The organism is Pseudomonas sp. LBUM1678 (assembly GCF_059695575.1).
On the sequence record NZ_CP166775.1, the window covers coordinates 229625 to 246174 of the forward strand.

Genomic DNA, 16550 nt, shown 5'->3' on the forward strand with positions numbered 1-16550 from the left:
CTCGGCTGCGCAGCAGTCGTAAATCCAATTACCGCGATTCAAGTGAAACACCGCGTCGCAGGTTTTGGGGTGCTGCGCACCCCAGCGGGAGCAAGCTCCCTCGCCACAGGAATACTTCAGCTGGTCAGCGAGTCTTTGTAGGCAAACAACGCCGGCGCCCCACCGGTATGCAGGAAGATGATCGGGCCGTCGTTGAAGCGCTGACGGCCGATGCCGTCGAGCAACCCGGCCATGGCCTTGCCGGTGTACACCGGATCCAGCAACAAACCTTCCTGACCCGCCAGCAGCTTCACCGCCGAGAGTGTCCCGGCATTCGGCTCGCCATAGCGTGGACCGAAATATTCGTCCCACAGTTCGATCTTGAAAGTTGCCGGCAGTTTCACGCCCAGCAACTCGGCAGTGCGCTCGGCCAGGCCCTGGACTTTCGGCCGCTGATCTTCCTCGCTGCGGGAAACCGTGACGCCAATCACTGGCAAATCCGGCAGTACTTCACTCAATGCCAGTGCCAAACCACTGTGGGTACCGGCGCTGCCCGAGGCCAGAACCACGGCGGCAAACTCCAGACCGGTGTCCTTGATCTGTTCGGCCAGTTCCAGCCCGGCGCGCACATAACCCAAGGCGCCTAGCGCATTGGAGCCACCAATCGGCACCAGGTATGGTTTCTTGCCGTTGTTGCGTAGACGATCGGCCAGGGCTTGCAGTTGCTCGTCGGCGTTGTCGAGGTTTTCCACCAGCTCGACCTTGGCATCGAACAGGTCGAGCAACAGCCGATTGCCGTTGCCGAGATAGTTGGAGTCGTCGGTGCCCAGCGGGTTTTCCAGCAACGCTATACAACCCAGGCCAAGTTTGGCGGCAATGGCCGCGGTCTGACGCACGTGGTTGGACTGAAGCGCGCCAGCGGTGATCAATGTGTCGGCGCCCTGGGCCAAGGCATCGGCGGCCAAGTATTCGAGTTTGCGCAGCTTGTTGCCGCCCATGGCCAGCGGTGTCAGATCATCGCGTTTGACGTACACATCGCGGCCGAGCCAGGTCGACAGACGTTCGAGTTTTTCAAGCGAGGTAGGGTGGCCGAGGAGTTCGAGGCGGTTAAAGCGGGCAAGCTGTTGTTTGATCATGGGTCCGTACTGGCCAAGGGAGATGTCAGGACTATAGGCACGCCTATATGCGTGGGCAACCGGCAATCGCTTATATCCGAAAGTGCAGAACACAGCACAATTGGTTCTTAATTCGGCTTCCAGACCTTGCCGTAAAGTAATCGCCGTCAGCGCGGCCAGGCAGTCCGGCCGCCCGTGAGGAGTTTTTACCGTGAGCGAGCGTTCCAGCCATTGGCAATTGCAAACCATCGTCAGCCAACTGCGTACAGCGCGCGACCAGTGGCGCGCACAAAACGGCCGCGCCAGCGGCGAGCAGGGCGGTCGCGAGTTGCCTTCCCGGGCAGCCATGGCGGAGATTCTTGAAGCGTTGTGCGGTGCCCTGTTCCCGATGCGTCTGGGGCCGGTGGATTTGCGTGAGGAGAGTGAAGACTTCTACGTCGGCCACACGCTGGACGTCGCGTTGAATGCGTTGCTGGCGCAGGCGCGACTCGAACTGCGTTACGCCGCTCGCCACAGCGCCGAGGCCGACACCGAAGTCGAGGCCAAGACCATTGCGATCATTCAGGACTTTGCCCTCGCATTGCCGGGGCTGCGCAGCTTGCTGGACACCGATGTACTGGCGGCCTATCACGGCGACCCGGCGGCTCGCAGCGTCGATGAAGTATTGCTCTGCTATCCGGGCATTCTGGCGGTGATTCACCATCGCCTGGCGCACCATTTGTACCGCGCGGGGCTGCCGCTGCTGGCACGGATCAGCGCGGAAATCGCCCACTCGGCCACCGGTATCGACATTCATCCAGGGGCGCAGATCGGTCGCAGCTTCTTCATCGATCACGGGACGGGTGTGGTCATCGGCGAGACGGCGATCATTGGTGAGCGTGTGCGGATTTATCAGGCCGTGACGCTGGGCGCCAAGCGCTTCCCGTCGGATGAGGACGGGCAGTTGCAGAAGGGCCATCCACGGCATCCGATTGTCGAGGATGATGTGGTGATTTATGCCGGGGCGACGATTTTGGGGCGGATTACTATCGGCAAGGGCTCGACCATTGGCGGCAACGTCTGGCTGACTCGCAGCGTGCCGGCCGGGTGCAACCTGACACAGGCGAATTTGCAGCATGATGATGGGACGCAGAAATAAGGCCTGGAATCTTTAGTGGCCTTGCTGACGCCATCGCGGGCAAGCCACGCTCCCACAGGTATTGTGTCGAACGACAATTTTGTGAACGACACAAAACCTGTGGGAGCGAGCTTGCTCGCGATTGGTTTCAAGCCGAACCCAAATACTGGCATCCAGCTAATTTCCCTCTGAACGAATCCTCCAAATCCCCCGTCATACCCATCCTTGAGCTAGCGTAAAGGCACAAGATTTTGTGGCGAGGGAGCTTGCTCCCGCTCGGGTGCGAAGCAGCCGTACCTTTGCAAAAAACCGGGTGCCGCTGCGCGGCACAACGGGAGCAAGCTCCCTCGCCACAGAGTACCGCCGAGCTCTGCGATTAGTCCTTAGCACCCTATTCATGTTTAACTTGAACGCTCATTCAAGTTAAACCGCCGGTTTGCTGCCCGTTCACAACAGGAGGCTTGCCTTGCCGAGTCCGTCACTGATTGCCCAGTTTCACCCCTTCGAGGTGCACCGTTCATGAGTGCATCGTCCCTCCCTCCGAGCGGCCAGGTCCGCATGAATCCGCCGGTGTTTTACTTCGCGGCGACCTTCATTCTGCTGTTTGGCATCGTCGTCATCGCCATGCCTGAACAGGCCGGCGCCTGGCTGCTGGAAGCGCAAAACTGGGCGGCCAATACGGTCGGCTGGTATTACATGCTCGCGATGACGCTGTATCTGGTCTTCGTGGTGGTCACCGCCTTGTCCGGCTACGGCAAGATCAAGCTCGGTGCCGACCACGACGAGCCCGAATTCAGTTACCTGTCCTGGGCCGGCATGCTGTTCGCCGCCGGGATCAGCATCACGCTGTTCTTCTTTTGTGTGTCCGAACCGCTGACCCATTTGGCGCAACCGCCGCAAGGCGAGGCCGGCACGGCGGATGCGGCGCGTCAGGCGATGCAGATTCTGTTTCTGCACTGGGGCCTGCACGGTTGGGGCGTGTTCGCTTTCGTCGGCATGGCCCTGGCCTATTTCGCCTACCGCCACAACCTGCCGCTGGCCCTGCGTTCGGCGCTCTATCCGCTGATCGGCAAGCGCATCAACGGCCCGATTGGTTATGCAGTGGACGGCTTTGGCATCATCGCCACCGTGTTCGGCCTCGGCGCCGACATGGGCTTCGGGGTGTTGCACCTCAACTCGGGTCTGGACTACCTGTTCGGCATCGCTCACACCCAGTGGATTCAGGTCGGGCTGATCACGCTGATGATGGGCGCGGCGATCATCGTTGCGGTGTCCGGCGTCGACAAAGGCGTGCGCGTGATGTCCGACATCAACATGCTGTTGGCCTGTGCACTGCTGTTGTTTGTGTTGTTTGCCGGGCCCACGCAGCACCTGCTCAACACCTTGATCCAGAACATTGGTGACTACCTCGGCGCGTTGCCGATGAAAAGTTTCGACCTGTACGCCTACGACAAACCCAGTGACTGGCTGGGTGGCTGGACCGTGTTCTATTGGGCCTGGTGGATTGCATGGTCGCCGTTCGTGGGCCTGTTCATCGCGCGGATTTCCCGTGGCCGGACCATCCGTGAATTCGTCTTCGGCGTGCTGCTGATTCCGCTCGGTTTCACCCTGGCGTGGATGTCGATCTTCGGCAACAGCGCCATCGACCAAGTGCTCAACCACGGCATGACCGCGCTCGGTATGTCGGCCATCGACAACCCGTCGATGACCCTCTACCTGCTGCTGGAAACCTACCCGTGGAGCAAAACCGTGATCGCGGTGACGGTGTTCATCAGCTTCGTGTTCTTCGTTACCTCGGCCGACTCCGGCACTGTGGTGCTGTCGACGCTGTCCGCCAAGGGCGGTAATCCCGATGAAGACGGGCCGAAATGGCTGCGGGTATTCTGGGGCGCGATGACCGCGCTGGTGACCAGTGCGCTGCTGTTCTCCGGCAGTATTGATGCGCTGAAGTCAGCGGTGGTGCTGACCTCGTTGCCGTTCTCGCTGATCTTGCTGCTGATGATGTGGGGGCTGCACAAGGCGTTCTATCTGGAGTCGCAGAAGCAGATCGCGCAGCTGCATTCCCTGGCACCGGTGTCCGGTTCGCGGCGTGGTGGCTGGCGTCAACGACTGACTCAGGCCGTGCATTTCCCGTCTCGCGATGAGGTTTACCGCTTCCTCGATACCACGGTGCGCCCGGCGATTGAGGAGGTCTCGGCGGTGTTCGTCGAGAAGGGTTTGAACGTGGTCACTCAACCGGATCCGGCCAACGACAACGTCAGCCTGGAAATCGGTCACGGCGAAGAGCATCCGTTCATCTATCAGGTGCAAATGCGTGGCTACTTCACACCATCGTTTGCCCGTGGCGGCATGGGTTCCAAGGAACTCAACAACCGTCGTTATTACCGGGCCGAAGTGCATTTGAGCGAGGGCAGTCAGGACTACGATCTGGTGGGTTACACCAAGGAGCAGATCATCAACGACATCCTTGATCAGTACGAACGGCATTTGCAGTTCTTGCATCTGGTGCGTTGATCACCGGGGCGGTGCCGCTCACGTTTCGGTGCTCAGCACCATGAACAGCACCAGCGCCGCCACCGGTACACCGAACACGGCGCTGCCGACAGCCAATTCCGTGCTCAACGGCTGGCCGGCATTGACCATGCCGACCGCGCCGTTGATCAACGTCAGCGCCAGCCACAGCACCACAAAGCTGTAGGCCAGGGTCTGGCGGCTGAAGCCGATTTTCTCGCCGATGAACAGCATCAGCGCCAGCAGGATCAGGCCGAAGGTGATGATGATCGTGGTGTGCATGATGCGTGTCCTCCCTTCAGATGTGTGTCGCCCTCAAGACCGCCTTCGCGGGCAAGCCTCGCTCCTACAGGTCATGCACCATTTCAAATTGGCGCACGACCTGTAGGAGCGAGGCTTGCCCGCGAAGGCGTCTGGCCTGCCTGCAAACCAGCTTAAACCAATCCACCATTGACCCGCAGAATCTGTCCGTTAACCCAAGCCGAATCCGGCCCAACCAGAAACGACACCACACGGGCAATATCCTCCGGCTGACCCAGACGCTCCAGCGGAGGCATCTTGGCGAAGCTCTGGATCTGCTCTTCGCTCTTGCCGTGCAAAAACAACTCGGTCGCCACCGGCCCCGGCGCCACTGCGTTGACGGTAATGTTGCGCCCGCGCATTTCCTTGGCGAACACCTGAGTCAGTGACTCCACCGCCGCCTTGCTGGCGATGTACACCGCGTAACCCGGCAGGTTGAGGCCGACGGTGCTGCTGGAGAAATTGACGATCCGCCCGCCGCTGTTCAAACGCGTCGCCGCTTCACGCAAGGTGTTGAAGGTGCCGCGCGCATGGATGTTGAAGGTCTGGTCGAACAGCTCATCCGTGTGTTGCGCCAGCGGCATCACTTTGAGAGTGCCGGCGTTGTTGATCAGCACATCGACTTTGCCCAGTTGCGTTTCGGTCTCGTCGAACATCCGGCGCACGTCGTCGGCATTGGCCACGTCGGCCTTGATCGCTATGGCTTGATGGCCCGCCTGGCGCAATTCAACAACGAGCTTCGAGGCTTCGGTGGCGCTGCTGGCGTAGTTGATGGCGACGGCGAAACCTTCGCTGGCCAGTTGTCTGGCGATCACCGCGCCGATGCCACGGGAGGCGCCGGTCACGATGGCAACTTTTGAAGTTTGAGTGGTCATGGCGGTGATTCCTTTGAAGGTGTTTGCTTGAGGTGAAGCCAGATTCACATGTTTACTCAGGCCGATAAATGCACGAAAGTTGCCTTGACTGTTCAATAATCGCCAACAATCGAGATTCAGGAGCAACGTCGTGGATCAAGTCAAAGCGATGAAGGTGTTCGTGCGGATCTACGAGCGCAGCAGCTTCACACTTGCCGCCGAGGACCTGAACCTGCCGCGAGCGACGTTGACCCATACCCTTAATCAATTCGAAGCATGGCTCGGTACGCGTTTGCTCGAACGCAGCACGCGCAAGGTACGCCCGACCCTGGATGGCGAGGCGTACTACCTGCGTTGTGTGCAGTTACTGGCGGAACTGGAAGAAGCCGAACTGGCATTCCGCGGCTGCGCACCCAAAGGCCGGCTGCGCGTCGACCTGCACGGCACCCTGGCCAGGCATTTTGTGATCCCGGCATTGCCGCAGTTCATGGCGCGTTACCCGGACATCGAACTGTCCATCAGCGAGGCGGACCGTTTTGTCGATTTGATCGCCGAAGGCGTCGACTGCGTGCTGCGCGCCGGCACGTTGAGTGATTCGGCGCTGATTGGAAAACGCATCGCCAACCTGCGCCAGATCACCTGCGCCAGCCCCGCGTACCTGCGCAAATACGGCGAACCGAAAAGCCTTGATGACCTGCAACACCACCGGGCGGTGAACTACGTCTCGCGCACCACCGCCAAGTTATTCCCCTTCGAATTCATGGTCGATGGCCAGCTCAAAGAAGTCGCTATCGACGGCGCTGTTTCAGTGTTCGGTGCGGAAATTTACGCGGCGTCGGCGATTGCCGGGCTCGGCCTGATCCAGTGTCCGCATTACCGAATGGAAACGCAGATTGCCCAAGGCCTGATACAGGAAGTCCTGATCGACACTCCACCCCCCCCAATGCCGGTTTCGGTGCTGTATCCCCACAACCGACACATGTCGCCACGGGTTCGGGTGTTTGTGGATTGGTTGGGGGAGGTGTTTTCGGATGCACGGTAGCCGCTGGTCCGGGAGCAAAATCCGGTTGCGCCAGAACCGCCAATATTTATCAGAGTGTGTATGGTGTGTATAAAAAAGACGTTCGTCGCGTAATGTTCGCAGCAGAAGCTGCCCACAAGGACGAAGGTGATGCGAAGTCGAGAAATGATCAGGATGATCGAGGAGGATGGTTGGTATCTGGTAGCCGTGAGAGTTGGCCACTACCAGTACAAGCATCCGTGCAAGCCTGGAAGGGTGACGATAAAACACCCTGACTCGGATCTTCCAAAAGGCACGATCAACAGCATATTGAAACAGGCGGGTCTGAAATGAGGCCTGGGATCGAAAACGAGAGCCTCGAAGGCCACATCACAGGAAGGACTTACCGAAATGAAATTCCCGGTCGTTCTGCACAAGGATGCCGACTCAGAATACGGAGTAATTATCCCGGACGTGCCGGGTTGCTTCTCCGCAGGCGCTACTGTGGCTCAGGCATTTGAAAACGTGAAAGAAGCATTGTCATTGCACTACGAAGGCCTGGTTGCAGATGGCGATCCGCTTCCGCCAATACGCGAGATCGATGCTCATATTGATAACCCTGATTACGCGGGTGGTGTGTGGGGTGTGGTCGAGTTCGATATCACACCGTACTTTGGCAAGTCAGTGCGTTTCAATGCGACATTGCCGGAGCAGTTGCTTGAACGTATCGACCAAACGGTCAGGCGGGATCAGCGGTACAGCTCAAGGTCTGGCTTTTTGGCGGCTGCAGCGCTACGTGAGTTGTCGGCTTAAACGTTGAAGGATTAAAAATCTGTGAAACGTTTCAGCATTTTCTCGAGTCCGAGGTTTATCGGCGTTTGTCTGGGCGTATGCTGGGCAACTTGCGAAGCAGTCGATACCAACTTCAAGACAGACAAGAGAGGATTCGATGACTTACACCGCTGCCGAAAACCGCTATGACTCTATCCCTTATCGCCGCGTGGGCCGCAGCGGTCTGGTGCTGCCGGCACTGTCCCTTGGCCTGTGGCACAACTTCGGCGACAGCACGCCGATCGACACTCAGCGTTCATTGCTGCGTACCGCATTTGATCTGGGCATCAACCACTTCGACTTGGCCAACAACTACGGCCCGCCGTACGGTAGCGCCGAGATCAACTTCGGTCGTTTGCTGCGTGAAGATTTCAAGCAGTACCGCGACGAGTTGATCATCTCGAGCAAGGCCGGTTGGGACATGTGGCCCGGGCCTTACGGTCAGGGCGGCGGCTCGCGCAAATACGTGCTGGCCAGCCTTGACCAGAGCCTGCAGCGTTTGGGCCTGGACTACGTGGACATCTTTTATTCCCATCGCTTCGACCCGGACACACCGCTGGAAGAAACTGCCAGCGCGCTCGCCACCGCCGTGCAACAGGGTAAGGCGCTGTACATCGGTATCTCGTCGTACTCCGGGGTGAAAACCCGTGAGATGGCGGCGCTGTTGAAAGAGTGGAAAGTGCCGTTGCTGATTCACCAGCCGGCATACAACCTGCTCAATCGTTGGGTTGAAAAGGATCTGTTGGATGTCACCGACGAACTTGGCACCGGCGTGATTGCTTTCACGCCGCTTGCGCAGGGTTTGTTGACTGACAAATACCTCAATGGCATTCCGAAAGATGCGCGGGTCAATCGCCCGGGCGGTGGTTCGTTGCAGGAATCGCATCTGTCCGAAGCCAACATTGCCCATGTGCGTGGGCTCAACGAAATCGCCAAGCGTCGCGGTCAGAGCCTGGCGCAACTGGCGTTGGCGTGGACGCTGCGCGATCCGCGCGTGACCTCGGCGTTGATCGGTGCGAGCCGGCCGGAGCAGATTATCGAGAACGTCGGTGCGTTGAAGAATTTGAGCTTTAGCGCTGAGGAGCTGGCGGAGATTGACCGGTTTGCCCAGGAAGGCGGGATCAATCTTTGGGAGAAGCCTTCGACGGCTGAATAAAACTGTTCGAAGGCCAAAGTAAAATCGCAGATAAGCTCCCCCTTCACAGATGGGGTAGCTTGTCTGTGATTGTGTTTAAGAGGCGCGAGAGGTAGCTATTTTTTATTTGGAAAACCGAGTATTTCTGCGGTTTCGCTGAAAAATGTATCTCTTGCAGATCTCTTTCTGAGTTGCATGTCAATCACTTGTGACTGGTCTGGGAGATTGAAGTATCCCTTATCCAAGCTACAAAGGTTTTCAAGGATTGGCAGTGGTAGCCCAAGTAGCTGTCTGACCTGGGATCGGGAAAGGACCTTATTCTCGACAAGCATTTTCACGCCACGCGCGATTAACTGAGGCCTTTCAAAGTCAAAATCGCCGTCCATGGGCTCGCCCTTGACCCAGCCTCTTGCTGACCTGGCTTTCCACAGTCTTGTCGTCGTGGTGTCGTTGATGATTTCAAGATCTAGACATCGACGAACCATCGCTGCGACAGAGATCTTCCAGCGCGGTTTAAGTGCCAACAACGTATCCAAAGTAGGCCAACGAATCTCCCTTAAAAAACTTTCCGCTGGCATCAGAAAGGCGCTAGCAAACCGGTGAGCCTGCGATTCAAGCAGCGTGTAATTTGATTCGTATTGCTCTTTGGATATATGCCGGTGGAGAACTATATGCCCCAGTTCATGGGCAGCATCGAATCGATTTCGTATGCCGTTAGCCTTGTCTGCGACAAGGAGTACATAAGGACGCTGGTCCAACTCATACCAATTTGATACGCCATCCATTTTCAGGTGACCTAACGTGGTTCGAGCGCACACGATTCCAGCGTTCTCCAGCACTTGAACGACATTGGGTATGGGGGCAATTCCTAGGCCCCATGCTTGACGGCATTCAGTGGCCATCCGCTCGATTTCCTGGTCAGAAATCAGTTGGCAATTATTTTCCATCAAGTGAGGAACGTTAACTGTGACAAATTCAAGGCTTTCCTGAAGCTTGTAGGAAATGTCTTGAAGCCACTCCAAGCGGACTTCCGCTATATCTCTTGCGCTGGTGGTGGTGCTCACCTGAGAACGAAAGAAAAATGGCGTGGTTTCACTTGTTACGATTTGTTCCTCTAGCAGCCAGTTTTCACTTACGCCAAAAACCTCGCATAACCGTTGGAAAGCATCGGCTTCAGGTACCTGAAGCCCGTTCTCCCATTTAGAGATGTTTCCCGAGGCACGCCCCACCATTTCGGCCAAAGCTGTTTGGGTGATACCAAACGTGAGCCGTAACTGCTTGAGGCGCTCAGACTGAAAGCCCGCGACTCCAGTTCTCATGGTTCACCTCTTGGAATATTGCTCTTCATCAGTGTTGTCTTCGATTTCTTCAGCGCGGCGCATCTTATCTCGCAATTTCACCAATTCAATCGGTTTCTGATCAACAGCTTCATTATCAGAGTAGCTCTGAAGAAGGTCTTCAAACGTGCAATTCATATGGAAGCCTTTGCCGTTGAAATAAGGCACGGCCATCATGATCGCCCGCGGCTCTGACTGATCCTCTGAGCCCGATGGGGGTGCATTGACAACGACAAGCGCATGAATCAATTGTTCGGTGACTGTCTGCGTCAAACCATCAATCCAGTCCAACTGTGTGGATGCTAAAGATTCGTTCAGCGTTTTCAGTTCGCTTCGGTGTTTTGCCGTGCGAATTTCTTTTTGCCAGGGTAGGACAACAGATGTGATACGCAAATTTCCCAGCTCCAATAGGACGTAATTGTGTCCTTTGGGGTCGGTTGTTTTGATGATTGGATTCCAGCGTTTCATTCCCGCTAATGCGTCTTGAACAAGCGAATGTCGTAAATGACCCCGCAGATCTGCTGGAGGGGTATGAATCAGGAGCTCTTCTGTTTCCTTCAGTGCTTTTTGAAATGTTTGAGGAATAAGAATGCCAAGTTCGTCAAAAAAATCTCTATCGACTTGCGCGCGAATGAAGCCTTGGATTTCTTCCTTTGTGATCATGCCTGCCACCACTCACTATTCGGTAAGCGGATTTTTACTTCATTTTTATTCGTTATGGAAGGGTTGCCTGTTTTTTTATACAGCTATGCAGACAAGTGGTAGCGTCAGTTTCGATTGTTTCTTCCAAGCTCGGCGTCACCGAAAAAAACGGCACATCCCCCAACACCGTCGCCCGCTGCATCACCCGCCGCGCCGGCCGGTAATCATCCACGGCGTAATGCTGTGTCACGCGGTTATCCCAGAACGCCACATCGTCTTTCTGCCAACGCCAGCGAATGGTGAATTCCGGCCGTGTCGCATGGGCAAACAAAAACTTTAGAATCGCTTCACTCTCGGTTTCCGACAGTTCATTGATCTTCGACGTGAAGCCCTCGTTGACGAATAACGACCGGCGCCCGCTCACCGGGTGTGTGCGAATCACCGGGTGCGACAACGGTGGATTCTTGCGGCGCGCTTCTTCCCACTGGGCCAGGGCCTCAGGCGTGTTGCCATAACGCTCCAGCGGAAACGAACGGGTGAAGTCGTGAGTCGCCGCCAGTCCTTCGAGCAAGCTTTTCATCGGCGCGGACAGCGCTTCGTACGCCGCAATGCCGCTGGCCCACAACGTGTCGCCGCCAAATTCCGGTAGCAGCTTGGCGCTCAGCACCGCGCCCATGGCCGGGGTCGGCAGGAAGGTCACGTCGGTGTGCCAGATCGCGTTGTCGCGCACATCGGTGACAGCGGTGTCGAGGATCAGCACTTCCGGTTGTTCCGGCACATTCGGGTAGATCGGATGGATGTGCAGATCGCCGAAATTTGCGGCGAAGCGTGCCTGCTGCTGCGGCGTGATCGGCTGGTCGCGGAAGAACAACACTTGATGCTTGAGCAACGCTTGTTCGATGGCGTCGCGCTGTTCCAGGTTCAGCGGCTGGCTGACGTCGATGCCGCTGATTTGCGCGCCGAGGGCGGAGCTGAGGGGGACGAGTGTCAGGTTGCTCATGGTCTTTCTCTTCAATCCGGGGTGCCGAGTTTTTTTGTGGGAGCGAGCTTGCTCGCGATGGCGGACTGTCACGTGACACAGATGTTGAATGTGCAACCGTCATCGCGAGCAAGCTCGCTCCCACATGGGCAGTGTTAGTGAGCCTGGCCGTGCCACGGCACCAGTTTGCGTTGAAGCGCGCGCAGGCCCATTTCCATGGCGAAGGCGATCAGTGCAATCACCAGAATCCCCAGCACCACCACATCGGTGACCAGGAACTGCGCGGCCGACTGCACCATAAAACCCAAACCGCTGGTGGCGGCGATCAATTCGGCGGCGACCAGCGTCGACCAACCCACGCCCAGACCGATGCGCACGCCGGTCAAAATATCCGGCAAGGCGCTCGGCAGAATCACATGGCGAATCAACTGCGCCCGGGTCGCGCCGAGCGACTGGGCGGCACGCAACTTGGCCGGGTCAACCGTGCGCACGCCGGTCGCGGTGGCGATGGCGATCGGGGCAAAGATCGCGAGATAGATCAGCAAGACTTTCGACAACTCACCGATGCCGCACCAGATCACTATCAGCGGCAGATACGCCAGCGGTGGAATCGGGCGGTAGAACTCGATCAGCGGATCGAGAATGCCGCGCGCGATGCGGTTGTGGCCGATGGCGATGCCGACGGGCACGGCGGTCAGCACCGCGAAACCGAGGCCCAGGCCGATCCGGCTGAGGCTGGCGCCCAAGTGCTGCCACAACGTTGAATCCATGTAGCCGGTGGTCACCAGCAGCCAACCCTTTTGCAGCACGGCAGACGGTGGCGGCAGGAACAGCGGCTCGATCATTCCAGTGGCGGTGACGGCCCACCAAATGAACACCAGCGCGAGCAGCGTCAGCACGCTGATCCACCGAGTGCTCAAACTGCGACGGACCGGAATGACCGTCGAACCTGGTTTCACCGCAACGGCGGGAATTTGATAGCTGCTCATGCGCGCTCCTGCCGCTGTGCGGTACTGCGTTGGGAGAACACTTTGGCGAGCACGTGTTCGCGGGTTTCGATGAAGCGCGGGTCGGATTTGATCGAGCGTGCCGACTCACCGGCCGCGTAACGCTGACCGAAATCCAGGCTCAGGCGCTCGACGATTTGCCCTGGGTTCGGCGCCAGCAGGATCAAATCCGTGGCGAGAAACACCGCTTCTTCGATGTCGTGGGTAATCAGAAATACGGGCTTGGCGGTGCGCTGCCAGACTTGCAGCAGCAGCTCCTGCATTTGTTCGCGTGTGAAGGCGTCGAGGGCGCCGAAGGGTTCGTCCATCAGCAGAACACGAGGGTCGGCGGCGAGGGCCCGGGCCAGCCCGACACGCTGTTTCTGGCCGCCCGAGAGCTGCCAGATTCGGCGGTTTTCAAAACCTGAAAGGTCCACCAGCGCGAGCATTTCCCGGGCACGGCTTTCGCGCTTGTCCCGGGACACACCGGCCAGTTCCAGACCGAAACCGACGTTGGCCAACACGTCCTGCCAAGGCAGCAAGGCGTCGTCCTGGAACACCACGCCGCGTTCGGCGCTTGGGCCTTTGACCGGCACGCCGTCCAGGGTGATGCGCCCGGCGCTGGGTTCGACGAAACCGGCAATCAGGTTCAACAGCGAAGTCTTGCCACTGCCGGACGGGCCGAGGGCCACCAGCAGCTGCTGGGGCCCCAAGCTCAGGGAAATATCCGCCAGTACCGGTTCCGGGCTACCGGGGTACTGTGCGCTGATGCGCTCCAGCTGTAGCAAAGCCATCGCGGTTAACTCCCGATCAGTGGGTGATGAACTTGGCGCTGACGTACGGCGCGTAGTCCGGCAGCACAGCCTCGACCTTGCCTTGTTCCTTGAGGAACACAGCGGTGTCGGTAATCGCCTTGGTGGTCGGCGCACCGAGGGTGATCACCTGATCAGCCGCCAGCGGGAAGACGTTGCCTTGCAGCAGCAACGGAATGTCGCTGGCCTTGGCGCCGGAGAGTTTCACCAGCTTGTCGACGTTGGATTGATTGGCGAGCCAGGCTTTCGGGTCTTTGCGGTAATCGGCGTAGGCATCCAGGGTCACTTTGGCGAACGCGGTGACGATTTCCGGGTGCTTCTCGGCGAAGTCTTTACGCACGATCCAGGCATCGAAGGTCGGCGCACCGAACTTGGCCAGTTCGCCGGAGGTGATCAGCACTTTGCCGTTTTCCTTGGCGACACCGAGGGCTGGGTCCCACACGTAAGTGGCATCGATGTCACCGCGTTTCCACGCAGCGATGATGGCTGGCGGCGCGAGGTTGAGGACGGTGACTTTTGACGGATCGATGTTCCAGTGTTTCAGCGCGGCCAGCAGGCTGTAGTGGCCGGTGGAAACGAACGGCACAGCGATTTTCTTGCCGATCAGGTCCTGCGGGGTCTTGATCCCGGAACCGTCGCGGGCGACCAGGGCTTCGGCGGCGCCAATCTGCGTGGCAATGAGGAAGGTTTCGACCGGGACCTTGCGGGTGATGGCTGCTGTCAGTGGGCTGGAACCGAGGTAGCCGATCTGCACGTCGCCGGAAGCGATGGCGGCGATGATGTCGGCGCCATTGTCGAATTTGCGCCAGTCGATCTTGGCGTTGGTGGCTTTTTCGTAAGCGCCGTCGGCCTGGGCGACTTTCGCCGGGTCAACGGTGGTCTGGTAGGCGACGGTCACGTCAGCCGCCTGGGCCAGGAAACTCGCCGCAGCCAGAGACGCGGCCGCCAGGAGGCGAAGGGGAAAAGTCAGTTTCATTGAGAAGCTCCTTGTCAGGCGACCGAGAGTCGGCGTGAAAGGAGACTAAATGATCTAAGAATCCGAAAATAAATAACTTTTTCGAATGAGCTTATGAGCGGAAAATTCTAAGGAATGGGTGAGAGGGTAGTGGAGATTTGGCGATTGTGTGCCGTCAGGTGGATCGACCCCTCACCCCAGCCCTCTCCCCACGGGGGAGAGGGGGAAAGGGGGCCGATCTTCATGCTTTTCAGACCCTGAGTTCGACTCGGGCTTTCAGGTCGATGTATGACGTGAGACGCCTCGGTCAGTCCCCTCTACCCCTGGGAGAGGGTTAGGGTTAGGGTGAGGGGTGGACTTGAAATCAGTTGCTGATCGCCAGAATGCTCGCCTGATACGACCCGACAAACACATCGAAATCGCCGACTTCGTTCTGTTCCAGCTCCACTTGCTCAGCCAGCGAGGAGCGCGCGCGTGCTTCAAACTTCGCCTGGTCTTCGCCGTTCAACGGTTCGCTGCGGAAAAACTCCGCATGCGCCTGGCTCTGACGCAGGGAGAACTGGGCAAAGCTCTCCTTGTGCTCGGCCATCGCCGCCAGCACCTGGGCCGATGGCGTCAGGGACGGGTCCTTGACCTTGGCCAGCTGCGAATCCAGTGCCTTGCTGTGGGCATCGCCGCCGTGGCTTTGATCAAGCAGCGCCGCGAGCGGAGCTATTTTTTCCAGCAATTCGGCGGCCCATTCCTTCAGGTCGACCGGTTGACCGTCGCGTTGCAATTGCAGGCCCGGACGACGACCTTCCTTGACCACGCTGAGGAAGTTCGAGGTCGCATTGCTGCACGAGGTATTGGTCAGCAGCGGGCTGTCGTTCAGCGCGCAATACAGCAGGAACGCGTCGAGGAAGCGCGACTCCGGCAGGTCGATGCCCATCGGCAGGAACGGGTTGATGTCGAGGCAGCGCACTTCGACGTACTGAATGCCGCGAGCCACCAGCGCCTGGATCGGCCGTTCGCCGGTGTAGGTCACGCGTTTCGGGCGGATGTTGGAGTAGTACTCGTTTTCGATCTGCAGGATGTTGGTGTTGAGCTGAACCCACTCACCGTCCTGATGCGTGCCGATTTCGACGTACGGCGCATACGGCGTGGCGACCGCTTTGCGCAGGCTGTCGGTGTAGCTCGCCAAGTCGTTGTAGCACGGGGTCAGACCGGCCTGGGCGTTGCTCTGGTAACCCAAGTCGCTCATGCGCAGGCTGGTGGCGTACGGCAGGTACAAGGTGTCCGGGTCCAGTTGTTCCAACTGGTGCGAACGACCGCGCAGGAAACCGGCGTCCAGGGCCGGGGAGGCACCGAACAGGTACATCAGCAGCCAGCTGTAGCGACGGAAGTTGCGGATCAGCGCGATGTAGGCCGACGACTGATAGTCGCGGTCGGTGCCGACAAAGCCTTCAGCCTCTTTAAGTAGCGGCCAGAGCTTTTCCGGCAGGGAAAAGTTGTAGTGAATCCCGGCGATGCACTGCATGGTCTTGCCGTAACGCAGGGCCAGGCCCTTGCGATAGACGTACTTGAGCTGGCCGATGTTGGACGTGCCGTAATAGGCAATCGGGATGTCTTCCTCGGCCGGCAACGGGCACGGCATCGATGGACTCCACAGAAACTCGTTGCCGAGCTTGCTGTAGGCAAAACGGTGAATCTTGTCCAGGCTCGCCAGCGTATCGGCCGGGTCTGGCAGGGCCGGGGTAATGAATTCCAGCAACGACTCGGAATAGTCGGTGGTGATTTGTTCATTGGTCAGCGCGGAACCCAATTCTTCCGGGTGCGGCGTTTGCGCCAGGCGACCTTCGCTGGTCACGCGCAGGCATTCACGTTCGATGCCGTGAAGGCACTGTTCGAGCAGAGAGAGGTTAGCGCGCTCGCCGAGCAGAGCCAGGCGGCGGTTGAGAAGTTCGCTCAAGTTGGATTCCTTCACGCGTCAGTCGCCCCAATATGGGGGTGGGCAAGAC

The 16550-nt window shown here is 58.4% G+C and carries 15 protein-coding genes and 1 pseudogene; 6 read left to right on the forward strand and 10 right to left on the reverse strand.

The genetic code is table 11. The features are described from left to right. Positions 1–116: 116 nt before the first annotated feature. On the reverse strand, positions 117–1115 hold the full coding sequence (locus ACA070_RS01030) for a D-cysteine desulfhydrase (protein WP_497449708.1): 999 nt from the start codon (positions 1113–1115) through the stop codon (positions 117–119). A 190-nt stretch (positions 1116–1305) separates the two neighbouring features. On the opposite strand from ACA070_RS01030, the gene epsC reads away from it, so the two are divergent. Together epsC and betT are read left to right on the forward strand one after the other, a co-directional pair. Beyond that, positions 1306–2232 (forward strand): serine O-acetyltransferase EpsC, encoded by a 927-nt coding sequence (epsC, locus tag ACA070_RS01035; protein ID WP_438661639.1) that lies wholly within the window; start codon positions 1306–1308, stop codon positions 2230–2232. Positions 2233–2769: 537 nt separating this feature from the next. Next, on the forward strand, positions 2770–4725 hold the full coding sequence (gene betT / locus ACA070_RS01040; protein ID WP_461959415.1) for a choline transporter BetT: 1956 nt from the start codon (positions 2770–2772) through the stop codon (positions 4723–4725). Positions 4726–4743: 18 nt separating this feature from the next. Here the strand turns inward: betT and ACA070_RS01045 are convergent, their stop codons facing one another. Together ACA070_RS01045 and ACA070_RS01050 are read right to left on the reverse strand one after the other, a co-directional pair. After that, a complete protein-coding gene (locus tag ACA070_RS01045; protein WP_497449709.1) occupies positions 4744–5004 on the reverse strand; it encodes a hypothetical protein in 261 nt (86 codons plus the stop codon). A 152-nt stretch (positions 5005–5156) separates the two neighbouring features. Beyond that, positions 5157–5897: an SDR family oxidoreductase gene (locus ACA070_RS01050; RefSeq protein ID WP_497449710.1), complete on the reverse strand. Its 741-nt coding sequence runs from the start codon at positions 5895–5897 to the stop codon at positions 5157–5159. A gap of 130 nt (positions 5898–6027) precedes the next feature. Here ACA070_RS01050 and ACA070_RS01055 point away from each other — a divergent pair, with 130 nt between their 5' ends. The 4 genes from ACA070_RS01055 to mgrA all read left to right on the forward strand — a co-directional run bounded on the left by ACA070_RS01055 (position 6028) and on the right by mgrA (position 8863). Next, positions 6028–6918 (forward strand): LysR family transcriptional regulator, encoded by an 891-nt coding sequence (locus ACA070_RS01055; RefSeq protein ID WP_497449711.1) that lies wholly within the window; start codon positions 6028–6030, stop codon positions 6916–6918. A gap of 129 nt (positions 6919–7047) precedes the next feature. Continuing rightward, positions 7048–7230, forward strand: coding sequence for a type II toxin-antitoxin system HicA family toxin (locus ACA070_RS01060; protein ID WP_497449712.1), 183 nt, complete (start codon positions 7048–7050; stop codon positions 7228–7230). A 57-nt stretch (positions 7231–7287) separates the two neighbouring features. After that, positions 7288–7689: a type II toxin-antitoxin system HicB family antitoxin gene (locus ACA070_RS01065; protein ID WP_497449713.1), complete on the forward strand. Its 402-nt coding sequence runs from the start codon at positions 7288–7290 to the stop codon at positions 7687–7689. A 136-nt stretch (positions 7690–7825) separates the two neighbouring features. After that, a complete protein-coding gene (gene mgrA, locus ACA070_RS01070) occupies positions 7826–8863 on the forward strand; it encodes an L-glyceraldehyde 3-phosphate reductase (RefSeq protein WP_102593420.1) in 1038 nt (345 codons plus the stop codon). 95 nt (positions 8864–8958) lie between these two features. On the opposite strand, the gene ACA070_RS01075 is transcribed toward mgrA, so the two are convergent. The 7 genes and pseudogenes from ACA070_RS01075 to gshA form a co-directional block, all read right to left on the reverse strand. Further along, entirely contained in the window at positions 8959–10161 is a 1203-nt protein-coding gene (locus ACA070_RS01075; protein ID WP_497449714.1) for a helix-turn-helix domain-containing protein, read from the reverse strand. Positions 10162–10164: 3 nt separating this feature from the next. Further along, positions 10165–10842 (reverse strand): hypothetical protein, encoded by a 678-nt coding sequence (locus tag ACA070_RS01080; protein ID WP_497449715.1) that lies wholly within the window; start codon positions 10840–10842, stop codon positions 10165–10167. Positions 10843–10984: 142 nt separating this feature from the next. Further along, a pseudogene (gene tauD / locus ACA070_RS01085) lies at positions 10985–11821 on the reverse strand (taurine dioxygenase); the annotation flags it as partial. A gap of 134 nt (positions 11822–11955) precedes the next feature. Beyond that, positions 11956–12789, reverse strand: a complete 834-nt coding sequence (gene tauC / locus ACA070_RS01090; RefSeq protein ID WP_497449716.1) for a taurine ABC transporter permease TauC — start codon at positions 12787–12789, stop codon at positions 11956–11958. Continuing rightward, positions 12786–13580 (reverse strand): taurine ABC transporter ATP-binding subunit, encoded by a 795-nt coding sequence (gene tauB / locus ACA070_RS01095; RefSeq protein ID WP_497449717.1) that lies wholly within the window; start codon positions 13578–13580, stop codon positions 12786–12788. Before tauB ends, tauC begins: the two co-directional genes overlap by 4 nt. Positions 13581–13596: 16 nt before the next feature. After that, on the reverse strand, positions 13597–14574 hold the full coding sequence (gene tauA / locus ACA070_RS01100; RefSeq protein ID WP_497449718.1) for a taurine ABC transporter substrate-binding protein: 978 nt from the start codon (positions 14572–14574) through the stop codon (positions 13597–13599). A gap of 343 nt (positions 14575–14917) precedes the next feature. Continuing rightward, complete coding sequence (gshA, locus tag ACA070_RS01105) at positions 14918–16501, reverse strand: glutamate--cysteine ligase (protein WP_497449719.1); 1584 nt, start codon at positions 16499–16501, stop codon at positions 14918–14920. Positions 16502–16550: the final 49 nt, after the last annotated feature.